24 protein-coding genes and 1 tRNA gene are annotated in these 26,220 nt (G+C 41.1%); 9 read left to right on the top strand and 16 right to left on the bottom strand.

The window, feature by feature from the left end; translation table 11 throughout:
* The first annotated feature begins 26 nt into the window (after positions 1 to 26).
* On the top strand, positions 27 to 1,187 hold the full coding sequence (locus WAA86_RS10565; RefSeq protein WP_337300971.1) for a hypothetical protein: 1,161 nt from the start codon (positions 27 to 29) through the stop codon (positions 1,185 to 1,187).
* 69 nt (positions 1,188 to 1,256) lie between these two features.
* Complete coding sequence (locus tag WAA86_RS10560; RefSeq protein ID WP_337300970.1) at positions 1,257 to 1,481, top strand: hypothetical protein; 225 nt, start codon at positions 1,257 to 1,259, stop codon at positions 1,479 to 1,481.
* Here WAA86_RS10560 and WAA86_RS10555 read toward each other — a convergent pair.
* On the bottom strand, positions 1,478 to 2,380 hold the full coding sequence (locus WAA86_RS10555; protein WP_337300969.1) for a universal stress protein: 903 nt from the start codon (positions 2,378 to 2,380) through the stop codon (positions 1,478 to 1,480). The genes WAA86_RS10560 and WAA86_RS10555 overlap by 4 nt on opposite strands.
* A gap of 151 nt (positions 2,381 to 2,531) precedes the next feature.
* Between WAA86_RS10555 and WAA86_RS10550 the strand changes: the two genes are divergently transcribed.
* Positions 2,532 to 2,759, top strand: a complete 228-nt coding sequence (locus tag WAA86_RS10550) for a hypothetical protein (protein WP_337300968.1) — start codon at positions 2,532 to 2,534, stop codon at positions 2,757 to 2,759.
* Between the two features lie 113 nt (positions 2,760 to 2,872).
* Here WAA86_RS10550 and WAA86_RS10545 read toward each other — a convergent pair whose 3' ends face one another.
* Both WAA86_RS10545 and WAA86_RS10540 read right to left on the bottom strand, forming a co-directional pair.
* Complete coding sequence (locus tag WAA86_RS10545) at positions 2,873 to 3,694, bottom strand: universal stress protein (RefSeq protein ID WP_337300967.1); 822 nt, start codon at positions 3,692 to 3,694, stop codon at positions 2,873 to 2,875.
* Between the two features lie 101 nt (positions 3,695 to 3,795).
* Positions 3,796 to 5,154, bottom strand: a complete 1,359-nt coding sequence (locus tag WAA86_RS10540) for a Gfo/Idh/MocA family protein (RefSeq protein ID WP_337300966.1) — start codon at positions 5,152 to 5,154, stop codon at positions 3,796 to 3,798.
* 122 nt (positions 5,155 to 5,276) lie between these two features.
* Here WAA86_RS10540 and WAA86_RS10535 point away from each other — a divergent pair, with 122 nt between their 5' ends.
* Positions 5,277 to 6,182: a nucleotidyltransferase family protein gene (locus tag WAA86_RS10535; RefSeq protein ID WP_337300965.1), complete on the top strand. Its 906-nt coding sequence runs from the start codon at positions 5,277 to 5,279 to the stop codon at positions 6,180 to 6,182.
* A 2-nt stretch (positions 6,183 to 6,184) separates the two neighbouring features.
* On the top strand, positions 6,185 to 7,264 hold the full coding sequence (locus WAA86_RS10530; protein WP_337300964.1) for a phosphotransferase enzyme family protein: 1,080 nt from the start codon (positions 6,185 to 6,187) through the stop codon (positions 7,262 to 7,264).
* Between the two features lie 65 nt (positions 7,265 to 7,329).
* Here WAA86_RS10530 and WAA86_RS10525 read toward each other — a convergent pair whose 3' ends face one another.
* From WAA86_RS10525 to WAA86_RS10465, 13 genes are all read right to left on the bottom strand, one after another.
* The gene (locus WAA86_RS10525) at positions 7,330 to 9,267 is read right to left on the bottom strand and encodes a KUP/HAK/KT family potassium transporter (protein WP_337300963.1); all 1,938 of its coding nucleotides are present in this window, start codon (positions 9,265 to 9,267) and stop codon (positions 7,330 to 7,332) included.
* Positions 9,267 to 10,532, bottom strand: coding sequence for a sodium:proton antiporter NhaD (gene nhaD / locus WAA86_RS10520; RefSeq protein ID WP_337300962.1), 1,266 nt, complete (start codon positions 10,530 to 10,532; stop codon positions 9,267 to 9,269). Before nhaD ends, WAA86_RS10525 begins: the two co-directional genes overlap by 1 nt.
* 83 nt (positions 10,533 to 10,615) lie before the next feature.
* Complete coding sequence (locus tag WAA86_RS10515) at positions 10,616 to 11,125, bottom strand: hypothetical protein (RefSeq protein ID WP_337300961.1); 510 nt, start codon at positions 11,123 to 11,125, stop codon at positions 10,616 to 10,618.
* Between the two features lie 147 nt (positions 11,126 to 11,272).
* Positions 11,273 to 11,647, bottom strand: coding sequence for a hypothetical protein (locus WAA86_RS10510; RefSeq protein WP_337300960.1), 375 nt, complete (start codon positions 11,645 to 11,647; stop codon positions 11,273 to 11,275).
* Positions 11,648 to 12,196: 549 nt separating this feature from the next.
* Positions 12,197 to 12,712, bottom strand: coding sequence for an outer membrane beta-barrel protein (locus tag WAA86_RS10505; protein WP_337300959.1), 516 nt, complete (start codon positions 12,710 to 12,712; stop codon positions 12,197 to 12,199).
* Positions 12,713 to 12,937: 225 nt separating this feature from the next.
* On the bottom strand, positions 12,938 to 13,108 hold the full coding sequence (locus WAA86_RS10500) for a DUF6747 family protein (RefSeq protein WP_337300958.1): 171 nt from the start codon (positions 13,106 to 13,108) through the stop codon (positions 12,938 to 12,940).
* Between the two features lie 186 nt (positions 13,109 to 13,294).
* Positions 13,295 to 13,582, bottom strand: a complete 288-nt coding sequence (locus tag WAA86_RS10495) for a hypothetical protein (protein WP_337300957.1) — start codon at positions 13,580 to 13,582, stop codon at positions 13,295 to 13,297.
* A gap of 329 nt (positions 13,583 to 13,911) precedes the next feature.
* On the bottom strand, positions 13,912 to 15,987 hold the full coding sequence (locus WAA86_RS10490; RefSeq protein ID WP_337300956.1) for a hypothetical protein: 2,076 nt from the start codon (positions 15,985 to 15,987) through the stop codon (positions 13,912 to 13,914).
* 524 nt (positions 15,988 to 16,511) lie between these two features.
* Positions 16,512 to 16,585: transfer RNA gene (locus tag WAA86_RS10485), tRNA-Asp, on the bottom strand.
* Positions 16,586 to 16,659: 74 nt separating this feature from the next.
* Positions 16,660 to 17,589, bottom strand: coding sequence for a DUF58 domain-containing protein (locus tag WAA86_RS10480; RefSeq protein ID WP_337300955.1), 930 nt, complete (start codon positions 17,587 to 17,589; stop codon positions 16,660 to 16,662).
* A gap of 123 nt (positions 17,590 to 17,712) precedes the next feature.
* On the bottom strand, positions 17,713 to 18,030 hold the full coding sequence (gene trxA, locus WAA86_RS10475; protein ID WP_337300954.1) for a thioredoxin: 318 nt from the start codon (positions 18,028 to 18,030) through the stop codon (positions 17,713 to 17,715).
* A 124-nt stretch (positions 18,031 to 18,154) separates the two neighbouring features.
* A complete protein-coding gene (gene dnaE / locus WAA86_RS10470) occupies positions 18,155 to 22,540 on the bottom strand; it encodes a DNA polymerase III subunit alpha (RefSeq protein ID WP_337300953.1) in 4,386 nt (1,461 codons plus the stop codon).
* Positions 22,541 to 22,694: 154 nt separating this feature from the next.
* Positions 22,695 to 23,162, bottom strand: a complete 468-nt coding sequence (locus WAA86_RS10465; RefSeq protein WP_337300952.1) for a ferritin-like domain-containing protein — start codon at positions 23,160 to 23,162, stop codon at positions 22,695 to 22,697.
* Between the two features lie 270 nt (positions 23,163 to 23,432).
* Here WAA86_RS10465 and WAA86_RS10460 point away from each other — a divergent pair, with 270 nt between their 5' ends.
* From WAA86_RS10460 to WAA86_RS10445, 4 genes are all read left to right on the top strand, one after another.
* Positions 23,433 to 23,987 (top strand): 30S ribosomal protein S16, encoded by a 555-nt coding sequence (locus WAA86_RS10460; protein WP_337300951.1) that lies wholly within the window; start codon positions 23,433 to 23,435, stop codon positions 23,985 to 23,987.
* A 15-nt stretch (positions 23,988 to 24,002) separates the two neighbouring features.
* The gene (rimM, locus tag WAA86_RS10455) at positions 24,003 to 24,530 is read left to right on the top strand and encodes a ribosome maturation factor RimM (protein WP_337300950.1); all 528 of its coding nucleotides are present in this window, start codon (positions 24,003 to 24,005) and stop codon (positions 24,528 to 24,530) included.
* Between the two features lie 113 nt (positions 24,531 to 24,643).
* Positions 24,644 to 25,231, top strand: a complete 588-nt coding sequence (locus WAA86_RS10450; protein WP_337300949.1) for an SET domain-containing protein — start codon at positions 24,644 to 24,646, stop codon at positions 25,229 to 25,231.
* 217 nt (positions 25,232 to 25,448) lie between these two features.
* A complete protein-coding gene (locus tag WAA86_RS10445) occupies positions 25,449 to 26,162 on the top strand; it encodes a tRNA1(Val) (adenine(37)-N6)-methyltransferase (protein WP_337300948.1) in 714 nt (237 codons plus the stop codon).
* Positions 26,163 to 26,220: the final 58 nt, after the last annotated feature.

The raw sequence follows: 26,220 nt of genomic DNA, 5'->3' as shown, positions 1-26,220 counted from the left end.
TACCTACTTTGTGTTGCTTTATGATTATGGCAACCCTTATTTCCTGTTCCAACGAGAGCCTTGAAGTTATTGAAGAAACACAGGCAAAGGAAACTGAAAACGAAACAATTACCGTGGTCAATCCAGAAAAAGAGGAAGTCCAAGATGTAATCTGGACAGAGACCTCCAATTGGTTGGGAAAAATGCAACGCACAAACGGTTTATTGGAAAGTACGGAAAACGGGGATTTTGTTTCCCTGTATGATAACGCTCTGGCTGCCCTTGCCTTTACCGCTTTAAAAAAATATGATAAGGCAGAGGCTATCTTCGATTACTTCAACGGTCAGATCGACAATGAGCTCCTAAAGGGGAACGGAGGCTTTTATGCCACCAGAAACAAGCAGGGAGATCACCATGATAGGATCTGGATGGGGGATAATGCCTGGTTGCTAATTGCCCTCAACAATTATCACGACGCTACAGGCTCCAATAAATACAGTCGATTATCCCATGAACTTGAACAATGGCTTCGGTCCTTGCAGGATGAAGATGGCGGCCTATTTGGAGGAGAAAATGAAGATGGATCAACCATTCATAAGGTTACAGAGGGAATTGTAACTGCTTTTAATGCCGTAAAAGGATATGACGATTTTCACAAGAACATCCTTGGTTATCTAGAGGTTGAAAGATGGGACAACAATGAAAATTTGTTGGTTGCATGGCCAGAAAACCCAGAATACAAATACGCTCTGGACCTGCACACCTTGGGCTATAACATTTTTGAAAACTTCCCTACAACCGTGCTATACCAGGCCGATAGATATAAAAACACCCAAACTTCCACCTTGACCGGTGAGGATATCGTCGGATATTGCTTTGATGAAGACCAAGATGTAATCTGGTTGGAAGGAACGGCCCAAATGGCCGTGGCATTTCAAAATGCAGGTTTGGAAAGCGAGGCCAATGTATTGCTGGAGCAATTGGAAAAAACCTTTATTAAAAGTACCACGTTGACCAATGCCAAGGGAATTCCCTACACTTCAAATTATGGCACCTCTTATGGAACCGACATGCTATGGGACCATGCAGATATTACATCAACCCTTTCGTCCAGTGTATGGTACCTTTTTGCAAAATTGAAATTCAACCCGTTGACCTTAGGTAAAAATAAAAACATCCCAAATCAGGATCAATTTTGGAATGAATAGGACCCCATTGGATTTTTCACTTCGTTAACACCATCATTTCCTTATAAGTAGTACCTCAAACATAAAAAAATGAAGGTTACTGCCAAAGGTACCTTGGTCTTAACAACAATCGTTCTTATATTCTTAACGGTAATGGCAGCATTGGATTTCCCATTTAATTGGATATTTTATGTTACAGTAATAGGTCAAACCCTATTGATAAACACCGTATATCGGATTTTGGCGGATGATTATAATACCGATAAGACTTTTGAAGATTTCTATGAGGACTACCCCCATTGGAAAACGTCCTAATCAGTAAAGTGAATTACCGAATGTTTTTTGGAAGCGGAAGAAGCTCCCATGCCTAATTCGGGAAGTACCAGCAATGGCACGTTGGAATGAAAAACCAACCGATCAACAATAGGCTCTTTGGTCAGGTTATCCATCAAACTGTGTCGGTAGTTCAACATGGCCAATAAATGAATATTCAACTCTTCAGCAAAAGCTTCCAACGTATTGGAAACAGACCTTAATTCTGTTACCGTATGTATATTGTGATCTATACCTTCCATATACTTGCAAAGCATATTCATATTGAATTGTTGGATTTCTGTAAGCTCTGTGATTTTATATTGTACATGAACTATATGAATGCTGGCTTTAAAAGTTTTCACCAACTCCAGTAAGGGCTGTAATTCCGTGATCGTATAGAACCGATTGAAATCGGTAGCAAAGGCGATCTCTGAAAGTTCGGTAAACCGGAAATGGCTAGGAATGGCCAGAACAGGGCAATTTTTAATACATTTTATGATATGCACCGTGTTACTGCCCAGAAATACCCCTTCAAGGCCAGAGGCACCTTTAGCCCCAGTAACAATTAAATCTATGTTCTCCCGATTGACAATCTTTTTGATCTCATCTACCAATAAATTAAACGATGATATGGTCTTAAAACTGTGATTGGGGTAATTAAGGGTTTTTTGAATTCGTCCTACAACCTTCTTTAAACCATTTTCTGAATTGGACTTGATGACAGATTCCAAAGAATGTCCTGCCAAAGCTTCTGCCATAAAACTGCCCGAAACTTTCGTTGGGGTATAGGTGTTCAATAGATAAAACACACAGTCCTCATCCTTGTGCATTTCAATGGCATAGTGAGCCGCATTCCATGCATCTTCTGAAAAGTCGGTAGCTATCAATATCTTCTTCAACGTACTTATTTTAAAATTTCTTGCCCGTATAATCCTTGGGGATGAACCAAAATTAAAGGAAGGCCAAACTGGAAACTATGATTTTGATCAGCTTCATAAAAAGCGTCATAATCTTTACAAAACTGATCGATATCATATTTTAGGAATAGGTATGACCACAAATTTGTTCCGGGTAAAAAGCGCAAAGAAATGGGATCAACCAAATGCTACCATTGTGGAGACGATTGCAAAAAAGATGGCATTGTACATGATGAAAAAAACTTTTGTTATAGTTATTGGCCTTTTGTCTATCCTAAGGGGATTGGGGTTGGGCATTCCATTTATTTCTCCAGAACCGGTTATTGAACTGGTATCCAGCAATATCGACTGCATAAATTGATTCTATTCAAGAGGCCTACATGGATTTCTTGGCAAGACCTTTCATTTAAAATGGGTAATAAAAAGGAGCCTACTGGCTCCCTATTATAATTACCATTATAGTGTTGATAGCCCCTACAATTTAAAAGTTACCACAGGAATTTTCGCATGGTTGGCCACATCTTCCCCTATACTGCCCATAAAGAAATGGGTAAGGCCTTTTCTTCCTCTGGTAGGGATGCCCAAAATATCGGCGTTGATGTCCTTACTGTAGTTCAAAATTCCTTTTTCAACGGTGTAGTCATTATAGATCTCAACTTCTTTTCCCACTTTCGCCTTGTTTAAAAATTGGGAGACCCTTTTATAAATGTCCGAACTACTCATAAAATCGTCCCCAGGGGTATTCACATATACCAAATGTATTTCTGCGGACAATTTTTTGGCAAAGTCCTGGGCCTTGGCAAGGGCCGGTAAGTTTTCTTCCCTAAAATCACAGGCAAAAACAAAATGTTCCACCTTAAAATCCTCTATTTCATCTTTGATTACGAGTACAGGCACCTCTGAATTTCTCACTACCTTTTCTGCATTGGAACCAATAAAAATTTCCTTTAATCCATCGGATCCATGGGAACCCATTACCACGAGGTCTGCATTGTGGATTTTTGCTATCTCATTGAGTTCACTGAATACCTTAAAATGCTTGATAATGGGGGTAACCTTTATATTTTTTAAATAGGGTTTTGCCAAAAATTCGGCAAATCGCTTCTCAGAAAGTTTGATCAAAAAAAGCATCTGGTCCTGTTGTATCCCTTCCGAAGTGGATATTATTGCGGCAGAGAGCTCCAACATGTGCACCGCAAAAATTTCGGAATTGTACTTTTTTGCAAGGGATGCCGCCACCTTCAAGGCGTATTCGGATTGTTCAGAAAAATCAACTGGGACTATAATCTTTTTCATAATAATTAAATTAAGAGGCTATGTACTTTCAAAAATATACGCACCATAGAAAAAAACATATGATATCCATCATATTTGGGTCACAGGAATTGATACAACCATTAATAGGTATCCTTCATCCAATGATAAGGTGACCGTTTTATCCATAGACCCCTGGTGAAATCGGGAAAATTTTGGGGCGCTCCATTATTTTCAATGGACACTTCGGACAAGGGCGTTATGGCACTCCATGCTGCGGCATCATAGGCATCCAAAGGCGGCGCCACCTTTAATTTTGCCGATTCCACAAAGGCATTGAGCACAAAAAAATCCATCCCTCCATGCCCAGAGCCTTCTGCATATTCCCCATACTTTTTCCAAAGGGGATGATCATATTCTTTGAGCCAATCATCCGCAACATCCCACCTATGGGGTTCCGACTTCCCTTCTATATATATCCTGTTACCATCAACTTCCCATAGTCCGTTGGCCCCTTGAACCCTAAATCCCAGTGAATAGGGTCTGGGCAAGTTACAATCGTGGGTTACCAAAATGGTTTCCCCATTTGCGGTCTCAATAGTGGAGGTGATGACATCGCCCTGTTTAAATTTTACTTTTGCATTGGGATGGTCTTTACCCCCTTGTTTTACGATATGATTGTGAAGCCCTATTCCTTTACTGGCACTTGACGTCATGGAAACGAACCTGTTCCCCCTATTGATATTGGCCATAGCAGCTATGGGGCCCACCCCATGGGTCGGATAAACATCGGCGTTCCGCTTTACCGAATGTTCCGTACGCCATCGTGCCTCGGAATACCCCTTTTCCCCAAACTCAACTCCCCCACCATAAGGCTGTTTGCCATTGTTGAATTTCACTTCCCTTAAATCGTGCTGATAACCACACCTGAAATGCACGAGCTCACCAAAAACATTTTGTCGGACCATGTTTAGAATGGCCAGTACGTCCCTTCGATAATTTACATTCTCCAATATCATCATGTGGGTGCCTGTGCGCTCATGGGTATTTACCAGATCCCAACATTCCTCCAACGTATTTGCCGCCGAGACTTCCACCCCTGCATATTTTCCAGCTTCCATGGCGTCAACTGTCATCCTGGTATGCCAGAGCCATGGCGTAGATATGATAACGGCATCGACCTCTTTAAGCTCCAATAGGTTGCGATAATCATAATCATTTTTTCCAAAGATCTTGGGAGCTGATCTACCAGCTTTCGACATCCTATCTTTGGCAGCATCCAGTCTATTGGGATCAATGTCACAAATGGCTGTAATATTGACATCCTTCCGCAATAAAAGATTACTGAGATGGTTGGTTCCCCGCTCTCCCACGCCAATTAGGCCAATGTTCAGCTTTTGGGATTCAAAATCACCAAAAAAATTAGGGGTAATGGCCGGGGTAATTAGAATTCCCGCTCCCAGTACACTGGTTTTTTTAATAAATTCTCTTCTTTTGGTCATCTGTAAAATGGGTTGGTTATCTACATTGTTATTTGGTGCTTTAAATTAATCATTTTGTTATTAGTATTGAAGTCTGACATTTTAAAAGCGCAGTTCTATCAAAAATCTTATTTTTACTACCCATGGAGAAAAAGATGACATTGTTACTGATGGCCGCGGGCAAAGGGAGTCGATATGGGAAACTAAAACAGTTTGACGGTTTAGGGCCCAAAGATGAATTCTTGATGGAATTTAGTATGTATGATGCCATAAAAGTAGGTTTCAACCATATTGTTGTGATTACCCAAAGGAACCATGTTCAATTTCTTAAGGAACATTTGGAAGGTCGCTTACCAGAGCATATAGCATTGGATGTCCTTTCCCAAGAATTGGAGGAGCTCCCCAAAGGTGTAAAAATTACAGGGAAACGATCAAAGCCATGGGGTACGGCACATGCCGTGTGGACCGCCAGAAACCACATCGATTCTCCCTTCGCCGTGTTGAATGCCGATGATTTTTACGGCAGTCATGCTTTTAAGGAAGCTGCAGACTTTATTAATGATTCCCGTAACAATTCCACATTTGCCATGATAGGATACACCCTTGAAGCCACACTTTCCCAAAATGGATCTGTTTCCAGGGGAATCTGTAGCATTAAAAATGGCAAACTATCAGCAGTTGAAGAACGTCTTAAGATCATATCGGAAAATGGATCGATAACCGACTTGGATTCCGGAGAATATTTTACAGGAAAGGAAATGGTGAGTATGAATTTTTGGATATGCCATCCTTCCCTATTTTCCGAGATAACGGAATACTTTACCAAATTCCTTTTGGATGAGGAACTGGTACAGCTTAGTGAAGTATACCTACCTCTTGTCATTCAACATTTGATTGCCAAGAATAAAATATCCGTAAAGGTGCTGCCGTCTGGCGGAAAATGGTTTGGGATCACCTATGCCGATGATAGGGAATCGGCTGTTGGGCAATTAATGGATATGACCACAATGGGAAATTATCCTTCCCCCCTATGGAATAAGTTGCAATAGATATGGAAACTCTTCCCACTCATAAAGATCTTGAAGGGCTCATAGGCAACTTCGATATTGAACAAGGAATTTATCGTTTTGAACGAATTAATCAGGGCTATATCAACAACACTTACCTCGTTTTAAAAAATAAGGATCCATTCTATGTCCTGCAAAGGATCAATTGCGAGGTTTTTCCAAACATTACTGCGGTAATGGGCAATATTACCAAGGCCTTGCCCTATCTACACGACAAACGCTATGCATCGGTAGGATTGATTCCCACAAAATCAGGGGAGTCCTATTGTGAAATTGAGGATAGCTCCTATTGGAGGTTATGGGAATATGTTCCCTACAGCACTGCTTACAACAATGCGAAAAATCCCGCTATGGCCTTTGAAGCGGGTAGGATATTGGGTCAGTTCCATACATTATTACAACATGCCCCAACAGAGCAATTTGAAGACACCATTCCACTTTTCCATAATTTACAATTACGGGAAGCACAATTTGCAAAAGCTGTCAAGGGGGCAAGCAAAGAGAAACTCCTTGCGGCCAATGCTGCAATCTCCTTTGTAAATAGTACCCTGGACATTTTTTCAGAACTTTCCCAAATAGATCTCCCCTTACGGCTCTGCCATAACGACACCAAAATGAACAATATTCTGTTCTCCAAAGAGTCCAATAAAGCGTTGTGCTTTATTGATTTGGACACGCTAATGAAGGGCTATTTTTATTACGATTTTGGAGATTTGGTGCGCACCATCGCCAATGTTGCCCAGGAGGACGAAAGGGAACACCGAAAAATTTCATTTGACAAGGAACTTTTTGAAGCATTTTTGGACGGACTCGCCACAAACGACCACTTCTTAACCTCAGCGGAACTGCAATCATTACCTCTAGGAACCGTTTTTATGCCCTTTATCCATGGGCTAAGGGCCCTTACCGATTACCTGAACAACAATCAATATTACAAGGTTTCATATCCCAACCAAAATTTGGATAGAAGCCTCAGCCTTTTTGATTTTAGCAAAAAGGCCTTGAATGAACTTGCCTACATGCAAGAATTGGTGGCCAAAAAGTGGAAACTTTTCCCTCATTAACAACAAAAACCTTCTTTGTTCAAGAAGGTTTTTGCAGTAAGCACCAAGGAAATACCAAACAAGCATTACGCTTCCATTCTGGTAATATGCAGGGTATCCCTTTTCGCCACATTGATCGGTATTTTCTCCTCTATGGTATTGGTCTCATCCAATCCAAAATCTTCAATGGCCGTAAGCCCCAGAGATTTTAGAAAGCGGTAAACACGTACGCTAAAGGCTTCCATAGCGGTGAGTCGGTTATCGGAGGCCACCCTGGAATTGATCAATATGTACTTAAAATCTGGTGCAACGTTAATATTGGGGTCCGTATAGAAAACATTGGCCTTGGTCACCTCCCCAGATCGTACCAAATCCTTATGGATCTTTTTCATAATATGATCGAGCAGGTGGCGTTCTTTAAAGCCCATGTTGACTTTGATAAAAAAACATTTTTTAGGTATAATGGTAGTTACGGTATACGAAACACCATAAGGCTCATCTGTTATATCCAAATGAAGGAACCAATAGACCGCTGCCCGCTTGGGTTGTAGATAAAACAAGGAATGAACAATGGTCATGTCTATGAAATTCACCCTAGAGGACCTTGTGGGCAATACTAGATTGGTTGCCAGGTAGGGCAATTTATCATTGTTCATCACATCGGTCAACAGCGGCTTTACCTCTTCCAGTTTTTGATATTCGGCAACGCGACTCCGCAATTGTCTTGCAAACCGGTGAAACAATAATAGAGTGAACAGGAATAGCGCCAACAATAAGGTAAACCAACCACCGTGGACGATCTTGTTAAGGTTTGAAATCAAAAAGGTGGTCTCAACAAGCAAGAACAAGGAGAACAGCAGGGTAATTATAATTTCACCCTTTTTCGCCCTGATCAACAGCAGGTATCCCAATAACAAACTGGTCATGAGCATATCTATGGTGATGGCCAGACCGTATGCCGCCTCCATATTGGATGACTTTTTAAAAATAAACACCACCAACAAACATCCCGCCAACAAAAAGTAATTGATAAACGGAATGTAGATCTGTCCTTTGTGGTCCGATGGGTATTTGACTTTGAGATTGGTCCACAATTTTAGCTTAATGGCCTCATTGACCAAAGTGAAAATACCGGTGATCAATGCCTGACTGGCTATAATTGTTGCTACTGTTGCTATCCCGATCACATAGGGCAACCATTCTTGAGGGACGGTTGCATAAAAAACAGATTCCAACTGCTGACCTTTTGGTAAAGAAAGACAATAGGCCGCTTGTCCAAAATAATTCAACAATAACATGGAGAGGACAAACATCCATGTTAAACGGATATTTCTTTTTCCACAATGCCCTAGGTCGGAATATAGTGCTTCTGCTCCGGTGGTACATAAAAAAACGGCTCCCAAAATCCATAAGGCCTCGGGATATTGGACCAAAAAATCAAAGGCATACATGGGATTGATAGCCTTTAGTACCTCCGGGCTGTGCATCAATTGTCTTAACCCTAAAAATCCCAAGGTCAAAAACCAAAGTAACATCACTGGCCCGAACAAACCACCAATTTTCTTGGTACCAAATTGTTGGATCAGAAAGAGCCCTGTAATGATGATACATACAATGGGCAGGGTAGGAATATGGCTGTATAAAATGGAAACACCTTCTACTGCTGATGAAATGGAAATGGCGGGAGTAATAAATCCGTCACTGATCAATGTTGCACAGCCTATTAGGGCTGGGTAAATGATCCATTTCGATTTTGTTTTTCGCAATAGGGCATAAAGTGCAAAAATCCCTCCCTCCCCATGGTTGTCGGCATTCAATGCCAAATAAATATACTTGACAGTTGCCAAAAGCATGAGTGTCCAAAAGACACAGGACAGACTTCCCAGGACCAATAACTCATCAAAATTCTTGCCCTGTGTAATGGCCGTAAATACGTATAAAGGAGAGGTGCCAATATCCCCAAAAACTATCCCTAGCGTCATCAAAAGAGACGCTAGGGATACTTTATGATCGGATGCTTTCATTAGTTCATCAATACAAAAACCACTATCCCGGCAAAATAACCAAGTAGGGCCAACCATGTTATCCGTTTAAGATACCAAATAAAATCGATCTTTAAAATTCCCATGGCCGCAACACCTGCTGCAGAACCTATGATCAAAGCACTACCCCCTGTTCCTGCACAATAGGCCAAAAATGTCCAAAATTCATGGTCTTGGGGAAACCGCTCCATAGAATACATCCCCATGGCCCCAGCCACTAACGGTACGTTGTCCACAATGGATGACAAAAGACCTAATAGAATATTGGTAATATAATAACTATCAAAGGAACTGTCCAAGGAATTTCCAACCACTCCCAATACCCCATTGGTCTGCATGGCCGCCACAGCGAGCAAAATACCCATAAAGAACAATATACTAGGTGTATCAATACGCCTGATGGTATTGGCCACCGAATATTGATGTTTAATTTCAAACGGTTTCTTTCTATGTATAATTTCCGTCGCTATCCAAAGAACTCCCAAACTGAACAACATACCCATAAATGGGGGCAGGTGTGTGATCGTTTTGAATACAGGAACAAACAGTAAGGAAAGTACTCCTAGAACAAGTACAAACATACTTTCACCATTACCGATCTGCTCGTGTTCTGGTTTATTTTCAATAACTACGCTTTGTACCTTTCCTTTGAGGAAAAACGAGACCAAAACAAGTGGCACCAACAAACAAGCTACGCTAGGCCAGAAGACCTCCGTAATAATAGCGTTGGTAGAAACTTGACCCCCATTCCACAACATAATGGTAGTAACGTCCCCGATGGGTGACCAAGCACCACCAGCATTAGCCGCAATTACGATAAAACCCGCAAAATACCATAGGTCGTTTCGGTTATCCATAAACTTTTTCAACAGGGCTACCATAACAATCGTGGTTGTCAGGTTATCCAGTACGGCGGACAAGAAGAAGGTCAAAATGGTCAAAATCCATAATAATGCCCTTTTATCCGTTGTCTTAATGACTTTGTGAATGACCTTGAAACCATCATGGGAATCTATGAGCTCCACAATGGTCATGGCTCCGAGAAGAAAGAACAGGATTTCCGAAATTTCTTCGAAATGTTCCTTTAGGTGAACCACTGTTTCACTGAGTTCCCCATGGCCAAATACCAACAGTACCCATAAAACCACACCCGTAAATAGGGCTGTTGCCGCTTTATCAAGCTTCACAACATGCTCCATGGCGATCAGCAGATAGCCAATAACGAAAACTATAATTGTAAGTTCCATAATTACCTACACGGGAGGTTTGTATTGTTTATTCGGGTTTTGAAATTTGCTTTCATTGATTTTAAATTATATTGGTTGATTGTTTATGCTGCCCTTTTGCCAGGATATACGGTATGTATATAACCTTTGATAATTGATTTCCATTTTTCTGCTCTGGCAAATTCAAAATCTTCTCCATAAATACCCTCTGCATCGTAGAAATTAAGAATGACTTCAGCATTGTTGGATTCTATGGCAGTAATTTTTAAGTTCAATTTCTGCAAAATTGTTTCCCTCTTGGTTTTTGTTTTAACTGTATTGACTTTGCTGTCAATTTCACAAGCCATAACCTTGCTCAAATCAATAACATGGATAAGGGGCTCTGTTCCCAGGACCTTCATAAAGATCAATTTTTTCTGTTCCTTATCCAAACCAATAAAGGTATTGCCCCAATTTTCCTCTTCGGTCAATTTTAAATTGTGATTGACCACTTCCATTTTAAACAATTTTCTCATTTGTTTGATTCCACTTTTACCTGAGAAATCAATTATAAAAAAGGGCACAAAAACACTTGCCACTAGTATTACCGATATTATTACCAATCCTAAATCCATGACTTACTATTTAAAATTAAAAATGTTGTTTGATATTTATTAAGGGCGCACCCTATAAGCGTCTTGATTACGATCAAAAACAGGTGCAACCACTGTTGAGAGGAACAAAAGTATCCTCCAAAGAATGCCACATTAAATCAAACATTTTTAAATATAAGTATGGAACGGAAATATCATGGTCAACGAATCCAACCCGGGTTCTATGGTTTTGGAATAGTTGATATATTGTAGCTCATAGCCCCTAAGGTCACCAAATAAAGGTGCAGTCCTTTTGGAGTACATCCACAACCCAGAATGCGGTTTATCCAAAGAGGATAACTGTAGGGCTGTTTCAAATTCCTGGTGCTGAAAGTTGAAAATAACCCCTTCCTTATTAAGGAGTTCTTTCACCTTGATCTCATTTCCTGAATGAGAATTTAAGGGAACTGAAGATTGTGGAAATGAAAAAACAGTGTTGCCCACGCCCCAAAAGAGGAAAAGGAGCAAGAGACTTACGAAGCTGTAATGTTTTACTGTTTTCATGAGGTAAATGTATATATTAAAACGTTAAGTAAATGTTAAATTTTTAATACGCTATGGGCTATTACCGAAGGTCTCACCAACCCCATAACGCTACCTACCTATCTGAACTTGAGAAGTTTAAAAAATAAGCCTTGCGCCCAACCCATAATATTTCTCATCACTATGATTCCTTTAAGCCCAGGAAGGCGAATACAAATTTATACGTTTGGCCTCCTTGATTCACCCGTGTTATGGAATTATATTTTGTCTCTAAGGAAATATAAATTCAGCCCCAATGAGTACTTGGTGAAGTTGCCTTAACTTACTTGCCGGAAGAAAATTGCAATTAATCTCATGCTTTAATAGGACAAATTAAGCGAGGAGTACCAGTGGTTCTTAAAGAATATTGCCAAGGTGGGCATAAGTTTGGCAGAAAGTATTGCGATGGGCTTTTTAATTCAAGCTTGCCTAAAGTCAACGGAAAGTTTACCGAAAGCCTTTTCAATCAATAATGGAAGCGGCTTTCTCCTTAAAGTGGATCATGCCTATAATACATTGTTTGGATGACAATTACCTTCTTCTACCCTTAATGGTAAAGGTATATAGTAATCCGACGTTTATGGTGGTCCATGATTTATTCTCCAATTCTATGGCCGTATAGGAAAAGTTCAATTCCGCATTGGAATGTACAAGATATCCAATTTGGGGCCTATAATAGAGTCCTCCTTCATTTCCCTTATTGATTCCAAGGGCTTGGCCACCATCAACACCAAAAGAAAAGGAGTTGCCCAACCAGACCCTTACAGAGGCCGCAAGAGGTACGAATTGCACATGGGGCAAATCTGTTCTAACAACATCCGAATGAAAGGTTTCTGGAAAACCATTGACGAAACCTGTAGCTATTCCGGCATCAACAACTTCCCCTAGGGCCCACATATAACCCATATCCAAACCTAACGTCAGCGATACATCATCATTAAAGTCATCAAAGGGCATCCCCCCTTGCAACCCCACTTTCAGACCTTCCTGTGCGGTTAAACTCAAGGAAAAAACTGTACAGATCAATACAAGGATTCTATTTTTCATGTGTTTGGACTTTTAATGTTGTCCCAACAAAACTAGAATCTTTCCTATATCAACCACTATTTTTGTTGCCAAACCACAGGAAAGGGTGGTACAAACATAGATTCTTGCCTTTTGGCCACGCACTTGCGCACTACATTAGAAATAGTAGGTTGCAACACATCTCATGCTGCAAATAAGTAATGACAGCATCTTGAGTATGACCAAAATTTAATTTTAATGCCTAGTTTAATCCCATGCAAATCCAGTCATCAACCTAAAGACAAAGGCATAAATAACTACTGTGAACATAATAAAACTAAAGATGGCGAAACCTTTAAAATAATTTCGAACCACAAAGTTTCCAATGTTTTTAAAGCCTTCCAAATAAATATTCCTTACGAGTAAAATTGTCTTCATCAAGTTGTTTGTTTCGATTATGTTGAGGACAAACTTAAAGCGAAGGGTGCTTTTTTCTTACAAGAATAGCTCAAATGCCTACAAATCTCGTTGAAACCCAACAACAAAACAGATCATCGAAGTAAAGTGCTTTTAAGGGATTAATATGCAGAACGGCTGACTTAGGGGTTTGCCTTTTAAAGGGACCTACTTGCTCCTTGACTTATTGAGACTATCCATCTCTTTTCTATACCTGAGGATCATAAAGCTGTCTAACTGACTTCCTATACTATCGCGCATGTGCTCCCAGTTTCCTGCATTTATTTTGCCAGTAAACTGACGAATTTTGTAATATCGTTCCATATTGAACCGATTGGCTTTCCAGGCGGCCTCCGTACTTTCTTGATGTTTTAAATCCTGTAGGTATATACCAACCCCAAAGCCAAGGATGACTACCACTAGAGCAATCCACAAAAGGGTCGTTGTCTTTTTCATTGCATTACTATAAAAATGGCTGTTAATAATTTCAGCTTTGCCTAAAACAATGCCTCACAATAAGTTAGGCCATCAATAAAATTAAGTTAGTTTGATCCACCTGCAAAACATATCTGTCCAACATGTTCAAATGTAGGATAAAATACAAGTGTAGGAAAATACAGCTCCACAGATTGATCCAATTCACAAAAAAAAGGACTCATATTCATAAAAACGACTTATCGCAATAGTTGGACTCATGCCGTATAACAGGGAACTAACGGTTTGGCAAACTTTACCGGCCTGCTGGAACATTTAGATCTGAACACCGACCTAAGTTTACATATCTGTTATTTCACTATCTCAGTAAAAAAATCCGGTCGCTCATAGGCGTAGTTTGGATTCTGTCTTTTAAAATAAGTAGATAAGGATATGATTTGACCCAAATGGTTCTCAAAAAGATAATGCGGATATCCCTCCGTTTCAATAAGGCTCAAATTTGAATTGATCAAATCTAGAGTTCGTACCTTCTTTTCATGTAGTGACTCAGGATCAATATTCCATTCTGGGTCATTATTGGTTCCTAGGATCTTACGTCCGTCCGCATTAATGGCCAATGGAAGATAAGGTTGCTCAAATGACTTTAACGAACCACTCAATAGACTATAAATTCTATTTTCCCTGAAATTGATGATGGTATTATCCCTGGGATTGAATACGGTTTCCTTTGAAGTCCTTGCGGTTATTGGAATATCAATGATCATTTTATCTGTAAGATTCCCCGATGCATCAATGTTAAAAATGACACTTTGGGCCTTATCCCTATTTCCTATAATAATACGGCCCTCGTTGATTTGTAACACATGATACCCACTTTGACTCTGGCCCTGGGAAAAGTGCTCTTGCTTATCCAGAAGGGTCAGGTTGGCAAAGTCACGCGATACGGTATAGACATACTGAGCATCAAGCAAAATATATCGACCATTTCCAAGATAGATGAAGTCGTCCAATGAACCATAATTATTAAGTTTCAGATCGTACTTAAACTTCAAGGTTTCTTGATCAAAAACAGTTATGCCATCATATTTAAGGTACATGAGCTCTTTCCCGATGGATGAATTCACTACTGTTAAGCCATTCCTACCATTGCCATTAGGATTGGTTTTGGTGTTTGAAACAGCTTCCACCCGTCTTGTTACATAATTATAACGGATGATGTAGGTGTCGTTTATATTGTGCTTACCACCATTAAGATAGACCACTGTTTCATCTGGAGAATGTGCAATATCAAAAATGTTCTGTAAATCGATGACCTTTTCAGGGAGGTAGTTGGCCTCTCTAGCACTGATTATGGCCTGTGGATTATAGTAGTTCTGTTTCCCAAATTTATTATGGACACGAATCTCGTACACTGGATTCTTAATGTAAGGGGGCGTTTCATCGGTAAAATTTGTGGTATTGATGTCCGATATCTCAAGTAATGTTTTTTCCTGGTAGATTGACCCAGAGCCACCAAGGTAATTCTTGACAACCACCTCATAATGTGAAAAGTAAAGTCCGTCGTATTTTTCCCATTGCAGAAATATCTTCTCGTTTTGAACTACAGGTTGTTGCAGATTAACACCCTTAACATCAAGGTATTCTGGAGAAATCCCTACGGAATAGCTAGTAAACAACAGACCTTTATCTGTATATACCTTTAGGAAATAGCAGAAAAATGTTTCCACCGGCGGATCCGCATCTTCGTAAACCGTGGTTCCCTTGTCGGTTATAGTTGCCACAAGTGTAGATTTGGCGAGCTCACAAGTCTGGTCACTCAGATATATCTCATATTTTTCAAAATTATTTATGCCTTGGTATTCAGACCACGTCAACTTAATCTTATTGGTAACTGCCTCATCCTTTATTAAGCTATTGCCGTAAAAATAGGCCTCATTGGGGCGGTAAGGCTTCGCTAAAAACTGAAAAATTTCCTCTTCACCATCATCGTCAAAATCGTATTTCGCTTTAAAAACAAACTGGTCCACGGTGAGTTTTACAATGACCATCTCGTTATAATCCTTAAATGAATTTTCCAAGGTAATGACCCCCTTATCGAACCTCCATTGCAAATTCTGTTCTTCCGGGATACACGCCGAATTGGGAATTAAATAATCTTTATAGACGCCATCATTGAGAAAGGTAAAAAAGTCCCTATCACAGTTACCGTACGTTTTGGGTATCTCTGCGGTTTGTTGCTGGTAGTTGACCTCATAAATTGACCAATATTGATTTAATAGACTCAGATCTGCACTTACCAATGCATCTTGGTAGAAAGGATCGGATTCAATAGCGGAATCATCTTCGGTTGAAGAACATCCGGACATCAACAAAATGACACCCAAAGATGAGGCAAGCATGCCTTTCCAGGTTAAGTTTTTGCTCATTGACAATCAAAGAATTAGTATTTCACAAACCCTCTATACACCCTAGAAAGGCAAGTAAATATATAGAATTTCCAAGTCCGTTGACAAAAAATCGATTAAATTCTAAAAAAGTTGTCATAGCCCATCACCGCCTATGTTTATGGCTTTAAATAGCATGTAAAAACGTCCTTTTAAGCCCCAATATATCCTTAGGGTACCTCCGAAATATGTACATTTAAGATCCTTGATAGCGAAAATTATCAATCCCTTGCATCATTCGCCTAGAAAATAAAAAAACCTCCTAATTATGTCGAATTGGTTCAGCCGTCCGGACGGCCCCGAAGTCTCGGGGGAACCCGCCACTAATAATTAAGGATGCATATTGAGAATTGAAACAACGAAAAAAGCCCCCAACTTGCGTTGAAGGCTTTAAGCGGTCCGGACGGCCCCGAAGTCTCGGGGGAACCCGCCACTAACAATTCAAGGATACAAACTAAAAATTGAAACAACGAAAAAAGCCCCCAACTTGCGTTGAAGGCTTTAAGCGGTCCGGACGGGACTCGAACCCGCGACCCCCTGCGTGACAGGCAGGTATTCTAACCAACTGAACTACCGAACCGTGGCGTTTAGCGAGTGCAAATATACACCCCTTATTTAATTGCACAAATAATTTCGCCTAAAAAATACACATCTTTATAGAAATTTTTGGCGCTCCACCAAATAGGTATTCATAACTCTCGAGAAATCAGTATGTACGTCCACTTCCACATATTTAATTTTATACTGGGCACAACGCAATTTTAACATTTCAAAATAAGCCCCTACCTCCTTTTCATAGGATTCTTTGACACCTTCCGCATACAGATCAATATGTTCCCCTGTTTCCACATCCACAAAACGCTTGGGAGTATTCTCAAAATTGAAATGGAATTCCTTGTCCCTGTCCATCAAATGAAATAGGACCACCTCATGCTTATTGTACTTTAAATGGCGTAGCGCATCAAACAACTGATCATCATCGGTAGTATTCTGGAACATATCGGTAAACAAAAAGATAAGACTTCTGCGTTTTATCTTTTCCGCTATCTGGTGCAAGTACGTATAGGTATCCGTTTTTTTGGAAGGCTCGGTATCCAAACTGATCTCGTTGAGTTTGGCCAAAAGCATCTGGTGATGACGCTCACTACCTTTTTCAGGGGCATAATATTGATAGGTATCCGAATAGACACTTAATCCCACAGCATCCCGCTGTCTTTTTAAGATATTCATCAGGGCAGCAATGGCCAATACACCAAAACCGATCTTGTTCAGATTGTCTATGCTCAAATTGCTGACCTGAGGATAGTACATGGAGGCTGAGTTGTCCAAGATCATATGGCATCTCAGATTGGTCTCCTCCTCATATCTTTTGGTATAGAGCTTATCTGTTTTGGCAAAAAGCTTCCAATCTATATGTCTGGTACTTTCCCCTTTGTTATATATTTTGTGTTCGGCAAATTCGGCAGAAAAGCCGTGGAACGGACTTTTATGGATACCACTGATAAAACCTTCCACTACCTGGTTGGCCAACAGTTCCAAATTCTGGAACAACGAAGCATTGTTTAATTCTGATTGAAGATTCATAGCGCAATTGATACCCTAAGATAACAAACATCCTGTGGGCCGAAAAATTAAGTTGTCAAGAAATGATATCAAATAAAAAAGGCTTGGCGATCGCCAAGCCTTTTCTAATCCTATCATATAATCTTACAATGCTGCTTCGATAGCATCGGTATATACTTTCTTAGGAGATACTCCTACTTGTCTGTTAACAATTTCGCCATTCTTGAAAACCAAAACAGTTGGGATGTTACGCACCCCATATTTTGCAGCAAACTCTTGATTGGCGTCAACATCAACCTTACCAACTACAGCCTTACCTTCATATTCAGTACTTACTTCATCGATAATTGGACCTACCATTCTACAAGGTCCACACCATGCTGCCCAAAAATCTACAACAACCGGTTTATCACTTTTTAAAACTACCTCATCAAAAGTAGCATCTGTTATTTCTAATGCCATGTTTATTTTATTTTAGAATTATGCAAATTTAGTCAATTAATTCACGTTTTCCTTACTAACGCTATATTCGTTTTACCTATTGTAAGATAGGCAAACTTTATACAAAAAATTGACCCATTCGCCATTAATTAAGCTTGTAATGCACTTCCTTCTTTTCCAGTTCCAATAAAAGTTCGGTAGAGATCTGTACTTTCTGTTTTCTACAGGATAAATTTACTTTGATCTCCTCCTCCATTTCATAGACCACAAAACTCAAAGGATGGCTCCCTTCATGGGCTACCAAGGTATCCTTCAAATCATAAATCTCCTGTTCCTTAAGCTGATCTATGTTAAGTTTGATGGTCAGCTTACGGGCGTAGGTCTCCATGACGTCCTGAAGCATCATGACCGTATTGTACTGCAAACGGGGTTCACCTTTCTTACCGGTTTCCCTATTGGTCCACCCTTCCTTGACAAACAACTTAAAATAAGCAAAGGAATTGATCATTAAAAAGTGTCTGTATTTGAGATATTCCTCACCAAAAATTCGAAACTCGTAAGAATCGGTATAGTCCTCCAAAACAAAGGATGCCCACCCTTTACCATTTTTGGAAACCCTATGCTGCACATCGGAAATAACCCCTGCCAATGCCAGCTCCCGACCCACAAAGGCTTCCATCTGGTGCACATTGGAAATGGTAGCATTGCAAAAGGCATTCATTTCCGTTTTGAAATCATCCAAGGGGTGACCCGAAATATAGATCCCTACCACCTCTTTTTCTCGTCTCAGTTTTTCCATGGTGCCCCATTCCTCACAAGGTGGCACTACGGGCTCGGGTATCTGCACTTCACTGGCCTCACCAAAAAGACTTACTTGTGATGAGTTTTCACTCTCTTGGAATTTAGCGCCATATTTCATGACCTTTTCCAAAAAGGTGATCCCATCCCCATCATCATGAAAATACTGTGCGCGATGCGTATCTCCAAAGGAATCGAATCCGCCAGCCAAGGTGAGGTTTTCAAAGGCTTTTTTATTGGCCGCCCTTAGATCTATACGTTTGGTGAGGTCGAAGACCGATTTAAAACGGCCTCCTTCCTTTCTATTCTCCACTATGGTTTCAACGGCACCACGCCCAACACCTTTGATGGCCCCCATACCAAAACGCACAGCATTTTGGTCGTTTACGGCAAACTTATAATAGGATTCGTTTACATCCGGACCCAACACTTCCAAGCCCATACGTTTACACTCCTCCATAAAAAAGGTCACCTGCTTAATGTCGTTCATATTGTTGGACAGGACCGCCGCCATATATTCGGCCGGATAATGTGCCTTTAAATAAGCGGTTTGATAGGCTATATAGGCATAACAGGTAGAATGACTCTTGTTAAAGGCATAGGATGCAAAGGCCTCCCAATCCTTCCAAATTTTCTCAAGTACGTCTCTAGGGTGCCCTTTCTGCTCCCCTCCGTCCAAAAACTGTGGTTTCAATTTTTCCAGCAGGGCAAAGATCTTTTTACCCATGGCCTTTCGGAGTACATCCGCATCACCCTTAGAAAACCCGGCCAGTTTTTGAGACAAAAGCATCACCTGCTCTTGGTACACGGTAATACCATACGTTTCCTTTAGGTACTCTTCCATATCCGGCAGATCATAGGTGATCTCCTCACGCCCGTGCTTACGGGCGATAAAGCTCGGGATATATTCCATGGGCCCTGGTCTGTACAGGGCGTTCATGGCTATGAGGTCATCAAAAACCGTTGGCTTTAGGTCCTTCATATGTTTCTGCATCCCCACAGATTCATATTGGAAAACCCCTACCGTATCTCCACGTTGGAAAAGTTCATAGGTCTTTTCATCATCCAAAGGAAAATCATCGGGCACCAAAGTGATCCCATGCTTGGCCTTTACAATTTTTACGGTATCCTTGATAAGGGTCAAGGTCTTCAGTCCCAAGAAATCCATCTTCAACAGTCCTGCGCTTTCCACTACGGAGTTGTCAAATTGGGTTACATAAAGATCCGAATCCTTGGCCGTGGCCACGGGAACAAACTTGGTAATATCATCGGGGGTTATAATTACCCCACAGGCATGGATACCGGTATTTCGGACCGAGCCCTCAAGAATACGAGCCATTTTTAGGGTCTGACCCTCCAGATCGTCCCCTTCGGCAATATTCAACAGCTCATTGACCTTTTCCAGCTCTTCTGCCCTAAACTTTTTCTTTAGATCGGCCTCACTCACACCAAAAATCTTGCCCAGTTTGGACATGGTTGGGATCAGTTTGGCAATCCTATCGGCATCCATCAGGGGCAGGTCCAGCACCCTGGCCGTATCACGGATAGAGGACTTTGCCGCCATGGTACCATAGGTAATGATCTGGGCCACCTGATTGGCACCATATTTATTGATTACATAGTCCATGACCCGCCCTCGGCCCTCATCATCAAAATCAATATCGATATCGGGCATGGACACCCTGTCCGGATTCAAGAAACGCTCAAAAAGTAGATCGTACTTTAAGGGGTCTATATTGGTAATGGTCAAACAATAGGCCACTACCGAACCCGCGGCAGATCCACGGCCAGGTCCTACCGAAACATCCATGTTACGTGCTTCACGGATAAAATCTTCCGTAATCAGGAAATATCCGGGGTACCCGGAATTCTCAATGGTCTGTAATTCGAAGTCGATCCGCTCCCTTATAACATCCGTTATCTCCGGATATCTCTTTTTTGCCCCTTCATAGGTAATATGACGCAAATAGGCGTTCTCTCCTCTATTTCCGCCATCCACATTATCTTCGGCCACCTTAAATTCATCAGGGATGCTGAACTTGGGCAACAGTACATCCCTTGCCAGTTCATAGGGTTCTATTTTATTGACAACCTCCTGTATGTTCAAAATGGTTTCCGGTAGATCCTTGAAGATCTCCTTCATCTCATCGGACGACTTAAAGTAGTATTCTTGGTTAGGGAGTCCGTACCTATAGCCCCTTCCACGACCAATGGGCGTGGCCTGTTTTTCTCCATCTTTAACACAGAGCAGCACATCATGGGCGTCTGCATCCTCTTTGGAACAATAATAGGTATTATTGGTGGCCACCATTTTCACCTGATGCTTTTTGGCCAGTTCCACCAATACTTGGTTCACCCTATCCTCATCTTCCTGTCCATGTCTCATGATTTCCATGTACAGATCATCCCCAAATTGTTCCTTCCACCAAATCAAGGCCTCTTCTGCCTGGTTCTCCCCAACATTCAGCACCTTGGATGGCACTTCTCCATAGAGGTTTCCCGTAAGCACAATAACATCCTCCTTGTACTGTTCTATGACCTTTTTATCGATACGGGGCACATAATAAAATCCTTCCGTATAGGCAATGGACGACATTTTGGCCAGATTGTGATACCCGTTTTTGTTTTTTGCCAAAAGAACGATCTGATACCCGTAATCCTTTACGTTTTTATTGGTATGGTCCTCACAGACATAAAACTCGCATCCTATAATAGGCTTTATTTCCTTTTCCAGAGCGGGCTCTCCTTTTTCCAGGGCTTCCGCATTCTTGGCCTTGGCTTTGGCATTTTGCGCCTTCACCTCCTTTACGAAATGAAAGGCGCCCATCATATTGGCATGGTCTGTAATTGCCACTGCCGGCATATTGTGTTTGGCAGCGGACTGTACCAAGTCCGCGATGGAGATGGTGGACTGCAATACCGAAAATTGTGAATGGTTGTGGAGATGGACAAAATCCGTATCGGAAAGGACGGCAATGTTTTCTTTTATTTCCTCTTTGGAAATTTCAACGGTGTCATTGAGACCTAGTTGATCCGCAATTTTTTTGGAAGCTTTTTTAAGGTTGATATGCTTAAGGCCTATCAACTGAATTTCCTTGGGATTGGCTTCCGAGAAGTTTTTAAAATAATCTGCAGGTACATCCAGTTGTTCTACCGTGTATTCCTGCCTGCGCAACAGCTCCAAAAAGCAACGGGTCGTTGCTTCCACATCCGCAGTAGCATTGTGGGCCTCTCCAAAAGATTCTCCAAAGAGATATTGGTGGAGTTCCGTAAGGGTGGGCAGCTTAAATTTACCTCCCCTTCCCCCAGGGATCTGGCACAATTGGGCCGTGTGTTCGGTACAGGTATCCAAAACAGGCAATTCCTGCAAAGGATTATCCACCTGCATCCTATAGAATTCGGCCCCCATAATATTCACATCAAAACCTACATTCTGCCCAACAATGAACTTTGTTTTGGACATGGCGATATTGAATTTTTCCAATACTTCTGCCAGAGAGATTCCCTTTTCTTGGGCCAATTCCGTAGATATCCCGTGAATCTGTTCCGCATCATAAGGGATATTGAAGCCATCCGGGCGAACCAGATAATCTTGATGTTCTATGAGGTTCCCCATTTCGTCATGTAACTGCCAAGCAATTTGTATACAACGCGGCCAGTTATCCGTATCGGTAATCGGGGCGTTCCATCGCTTTGGCAATCCGGTGGTTTCCGTATCAAAAATAAGGTACATAGTGCGGGTTTATCTCATGGGAATTGAAGGTGTAAAATTACGGAAAACCAACGTAGCTGAAAAGAGGATTTATCAGGAGTTATCAACGCTTTAAAATGAAAAAAAGCCAGAAAAAACTTCTGGCTTGAATATGCACTGGAAAAATCTTCTTTTTCTATGCCATCCGCTCGTGGATATTGGCCACGGTCAACGATGATTCTATGGCATCCCGATGACGTTTCAACATGCTTTCGGTGGAAGGCGGCAAGACCATGTCCTTATCATTGATGATTTCATTGTACTCTTCCAAGCTAGCTCTTTCTCCTCGCTCCACTTCCTCCATCAGTCTTTCCTCTTCATTTGACGCTACGGCCGACTTCAAATCCATCCACGCTCTGTGAAGATCACCTTTGATACTTCCATTATGCTCGGGCAATTCTCCATATTGCAATATATCCTGCTTCAATTCATGCCCAAACTGTGCCCTTTGTTCGGCTCTATCGTTCAGGAATTTTTTGGCTGTTGCATTATCAATCTTATCTTGGGCCAGTTTAAATCCTTTTTCGGCATCATAGGTCTTTTCCAATAAGTTGTTCAATCGGTTTGAAATTTTTTCTGAATACTTCATACTATCTCTCTTCATTTTTAGGTTAATTTCTTCGCCAATGACTTTCATTGGCGCTTTATTCAAGATAACAGAACGAAGTGATATTCCAAGTTCAAGAAGAGGTTTAGCCCAAGTTTAACAGGTTTTCTTAAGAATTGTTAATGAATTTTTTCTCAAAACTTGATTTTAGTTCAATTTCTTGATAACCACATAAAAAGAAATATTATATTTGCACCCGCTTAGGACAGACCTAGCGAACAAAAGAATTAATAATCAAGGGTCGGGCACCCTACAAATTAATGTGATATGCCAGTAAAAATTAGATTACAAAGACACGGTAAAAAAGGAAAACCATTCTATTGGGTAGTAGCTGCAGATTCTCGCGCTAAAAGAGATGGTAAGTATTTGGAAAAATTAGGAATCTACAATCCTAACACCAACCCTGCAACAATTGAACTTAATGTGGACAGCGCTGTAACCTGGTTACAGAACGGTGCGCAGCCAACTGAAACAGCTGGCAGAATCCTTTCTTACAAAGGAGCGCTTCTTAAGAATCATTTAGCTGGTGGAGTTCGTAAAGGTGCTTTGACCGAAGAACAGGCAGAAGAAAAATTCAACGCTTGGTTGGAACAAAAAGCTGCTATCGTATCCAACAAAGTTGGTGGATTGGACAAAGCTAAAGAAGAAGCCAAAGCAAAAGCATTGGAAGCTGAAAAAGCTGTTAGCGAAAAGCGTGCTGCCGAAGCTGCTGCCGCTCTTGCTCCTGAAGTAGAGGAATCTACAGAAGAAGTAACAGAAGAACCAGCTGCAGAAGAAACTGCTGCTCCTGCTTCTGATGAAGCTGCTACAGAAGAAAAATAAGCTAAGCATAGAACGATGACAAAGGAAGAATGTTTCTACCTCGGTAAAATCGTTTCAAAATATAGCTACAAGGGTGAAGTATTGGTGAAAATCGATGCGGATGAACCCGAGATTTACGAAAATATGGAATCAGTATTCGTTTCTTTAGGAAACAATCTGGTTCCATTTTTTATTGATAAGTGTGTACTGCACAAATCCAGTTTGCTCCGTATCCGTTTTGAAGAGGTTCAGAACGAGTCGGCCGCAGACAATATTATGGGTTCAGAACTTTACCTTCCCCTAAAGTTTCTTCCCAAACTTACCGGAAACAAATTTTATTACCATGACATCATTGGCTTCCGCCTGGAAGATGACGTCCATGGAGATATAGGCATCATTCAGAGTGTGAACGATTCCACTTCCCAAGCCTTGTTCATCGTACAAAAAGGGAACAAGGAACTACTGATACCCATCAACGACGAGATCATAACCCACGTGGACCGGGATTCAAAAACCATTCATGTTACTACCCCAGAAGGCCTGGTTGATCTTTATTTAGGTTAAAATCAACTCCTTTCAAATACAATTTTTTACCATAACTCTGGTGAACCTTACAATATATTTGAGAATTCATACTACTTTTATGTTACCTTTAATGGGTTAAATTCTTACTTATAATGATTCACCCCAAGACAGAACTCAGGTTCATTAACAATGAAATTGGATACGGTGTTGTAGCCACCGAATTTATACCCGCCGGAACCATTACTTGGGTTTTGGACAAATTGGACCGGGCATTTACCCAAGAGCAATTGACCGCTATGGATCCCTTATACCAGTCTATTTTGGACACCTATACCTTTAGGGACAACCAGGGCAAGTATATCCTATGTTGGGACAACGCGCGTTATGTAAACCACAGTTTCAATTCCAACTGCCTCACCACCGCCTACGATTTTGAAGTTGCGATCAGGGATATCCATGTTGGGGAGCAATTAACGGATGATTACGGTTATCTGAATATTCCGGAACCTTTTGAGGCGGCGGACGAAGGGACCGAAAGAAAGATTGTATATCCCGACGATCTCTTGAGGTACCACAAAACCTGGGACAATAAGCTTCTAGGAGTGTTCCACAAGATACCAGCCATAAACCAACCCCTACAGGCATTGATATCTGCACCGCTTTGGGCCAAGATCAACGCTATTGCGGAAGGAAAAGTTCCAATGGACTCCATCAAAGAGAACTATTATTACGGCAAATAATGGGAATGCGCGGCCTCAAAACAGAAGCATTAGCTACATTTTTGTGTGACAAAGGTTGATGGGGAACCAAAACTTCAACAATCCGTACCGTGTCAAAGGATATCGTTGTATATCTTTGCTGATCGCAATTCAATAAACACATATCCTTTTTAAACCTTAGAAATATTCTTTTTTACTGCCTACAACTATTATTGGGCAGCAAAAAAACTAGAGCCATATGAGCAAACCCTTTCAATTTAAGCAATTCTCCATTGAGCAGGACCAATGTGCCATGAAGATCGGAACGGATGGTGTTTTGCTTGGGGCATGGTGCAATATTGACAAAGGACCTTTCGCTATCTTGGATATCGGTGCCGGCACGGGTCTTATCGCATTAATGGTTGCCCAGCGCTGTGATGCCGAAATGATAGATGCCATAGAAATTGATGGTGATGCCTATGAGCAGTGCGTAGAGAATTTTGAGAGCTCCCCATGGGCAGACCGACTCTATTGTTACCATGCAGGTCTGGATGAGTTTGTGGATGAAATGGAGGAAAAGTACGACCTCATCATCTCCAACCCCCCTTTCTATAGCGAAGAAGTATCCAGTGGAAGCAATGCCCGCGATATGGCACGCCAAAACAGCGCCCTACCTTTTGAGGATTTATTGGATGGGGTGAGCCAATTATTGGAAGACGAAGGTATTTTTTGCACTATCATTCCCTTCAAAGAGGAAGAATCTTTCATAAAATTGGCATCGGAATTTAATCTTTTCCCCAAAAGGATAACCCGGGTCAAAGGCAACCCAACCTCTGAAACAAAGCGCAGTTTATTGGAATTTAGTTTTTCTGAAAACGTTATGGCTATAGGTGAACTGACCATTGAGGAACAACGACACCAATACACGCCAGAATATATTGAGCTCACCAAAGACTTCTATCTTAAAATGTAACATTGGAACCTTGTAATGTTATATTCCTTTATTTATCTTTGAGACAAACAATGCCTAT

The sequence above is a fragment of the Sediminicola sp. 1XM1-17 genome, from assembly GCF_037203765.1.
Classification (GTDB): Bacteria; Bacteroidota; Bacteroidia; order Flavobacteriales; family Flavobacteriaceae; genus Sediminicola.
The sequence above is the reverse complement of the archived record's forward strand: the minus strand, read 5'-3'. Positions and strand labels throughout refer to the sequence as shown.

What these genes read in the sequence shown, in the direction of transcription:
- WAA86_RS10565 (WP_337300971.1), top strand. Translation starts at nt 27, where the DNA reads ATGGCAACCCTTATTTCCTGTTCCAACGAGAGCCTTGAAGTTATTGAA.
- WAA86_RS10560 (WP_337300970.1), top strand. Translation starts at nt 1,257, where the DNA reads ATGAAGGTTACTGCCAAAGGTACCTTGGTCTTAACAACAATCGTTCTT.
- WAA86_RS10550 (WP_337300968.1), top strand. Translation starts at nt 2,532, where the DNA reads ATGACCACAAATTTGTTCCGGGTAAAAAGCGCAAAGAAATGGGATCAA.
- WAA86_RS10545 (WP_337300967.1), bottom strand. Translation starts at nt 3,694, where the DNA reads ATGAAAAAGATTATAGTCCCAGTTGATTTTTCTGAACAATCCGAATAC.
- WAA86_RS10540 (WP_337300966.1), bottom strand. Translation starts at nt 5,154, where the DNA reads ATGACCAAAAGAAGAGAATTTATTAAAAAAACCAGTGTACTGGGAGCG.
- WAA86_RS10535 (WP_337300965.1), top strand. Translation starts at nt 5,277, where the DNA reads ATGGAGAAAAAGATGACATTGTTACTGATGGCCGCGGGCAAAGGGAGT.
- WAA86_RS10530 (WP_337300964.1), top strand. Translation starts at nt 6,185, where the DNA reads ATGGAAACTCTTCCCACTCATAAAGATCTTGAAGGGCTCATAGGCAAC.
- WAA86_RS10525 (WP_337300963.1), bottom strand. Translation starts at nt 9,267, where the DNA reads ATGAAAGCATCCGATCATAAAGTATCCCTAGCGTCTCTTTTGATGACG.
- nhaD (WP_337300962.1), bottom strand. Translation starts at nt 10,532, where the DNA reads ATGGAACTTACAATTATAGTTTTCGTTATTGGCTATCTGCTGATCGCC.
- WAA86_RS10515 (WP_337300961.1), bottom strand. Translation starts at nt 11,125, where the DNA reads ATGGATTTAGGATTGGTAATAATATCGGTAATACTAGTGGCAAGTGTT.
- WAA86_RS10510 (WP_337300960.1), bottom strand. Translation starts at nt 11,647, where the DNA reads ATGAAAACAGTAAAACATTACAGCTTCGTAAGTCTCTTGCTCCTTTTC.
- WAA86_RS10505 (WP_337300959.1), bottom strand. Translation starts at nt 12,712, where the DNA reads ATGAAAAATAGAATCCTTGTATTGATCTGTACAGTTTTTTCCTTGAGT.
- WAA86_RS10500 (WP_337300958.1), bottom strand. Translation starts at nt 13,108, where the DNA reads ATGAAGACAATTTTACTCGTAAGGAATATTTATTTGGAAGGCTTTAAA.
- WAA86_RS10495 (WP_337300957.1), bottom strand. Translation starts at nt 13,582, where the DNA reads ATGAAAAAGACAACGACCCTTTTGTGGATTGCTCTAGTGGTAGTCATC.
- WAA86_RS10490 (WP_337300956.1), bottom strand. Translation starts at nt 15,987, where the DNA reads ATGAGCAAAAACTTAACCTGGAAAGGCATGCTTGCCTCATCTTTGGGT.
- WAA86_RS10480 (WP_337300955.1), bottom strand. Translation starts at nt 17,589, where the DNA reads ATGAATCTTCAATCAGAATTAAACAATGCTTCGTTGTTCCAGAATTTG.
- trxA (WP_337300954.1), bottom strand. Translation starts at nt 18,030, where the DNA reads ATGGCATTAGAAATAACAGATGCTACTTTTGATGAGGTAGTTTTAAAA.
- dnaE (WP_337300953.1), bottom strand. Translation starts at nt 22,540, where the DNA reads ATGTACCTTATTTTTGATACGGAAACCACCGGATTGCCAAAGCGATGG.
- WAA86_RS10465 (WP_337300952.1), bottom strand. Translation starts at nt 23,162, where the DNA reads ATGAAGAGAGATAGTATGAAGTATTCAGAAAAAATTTCAAACCGATTG.
- WAA86_RS10460 (WP_337300951.1), top strand. Translation starts at nt 23,433, where the DNA reads ATGCCAGTAAAAATTAGATTACAAAGACACGGTAAAAAAGGAAAACCA.
- rimM (WP_337300950.1), top strand. Translation starts at nt 24,003, where the DNA reads ATGACAAAGGAAGAATGTTTCTACCTCGGTAAAATCGTTTCAAAATAT.
- WAA86_RS10450 (WP_337300949.1), top strand. Translation starts at nt 24,644, where the DNA reads ATGATTCACCCCAAGACAGAACTCAGGTTCATTAACAATGAAATTGGA.
- WAA86_RS10445 (WP_337300948.1), top strand. Translation starts at nt 25,449, where the DNA reads ATGAGCAAACCCTTTCAATTTAAGCAATTCTCCATTGAGCAGGACCAA.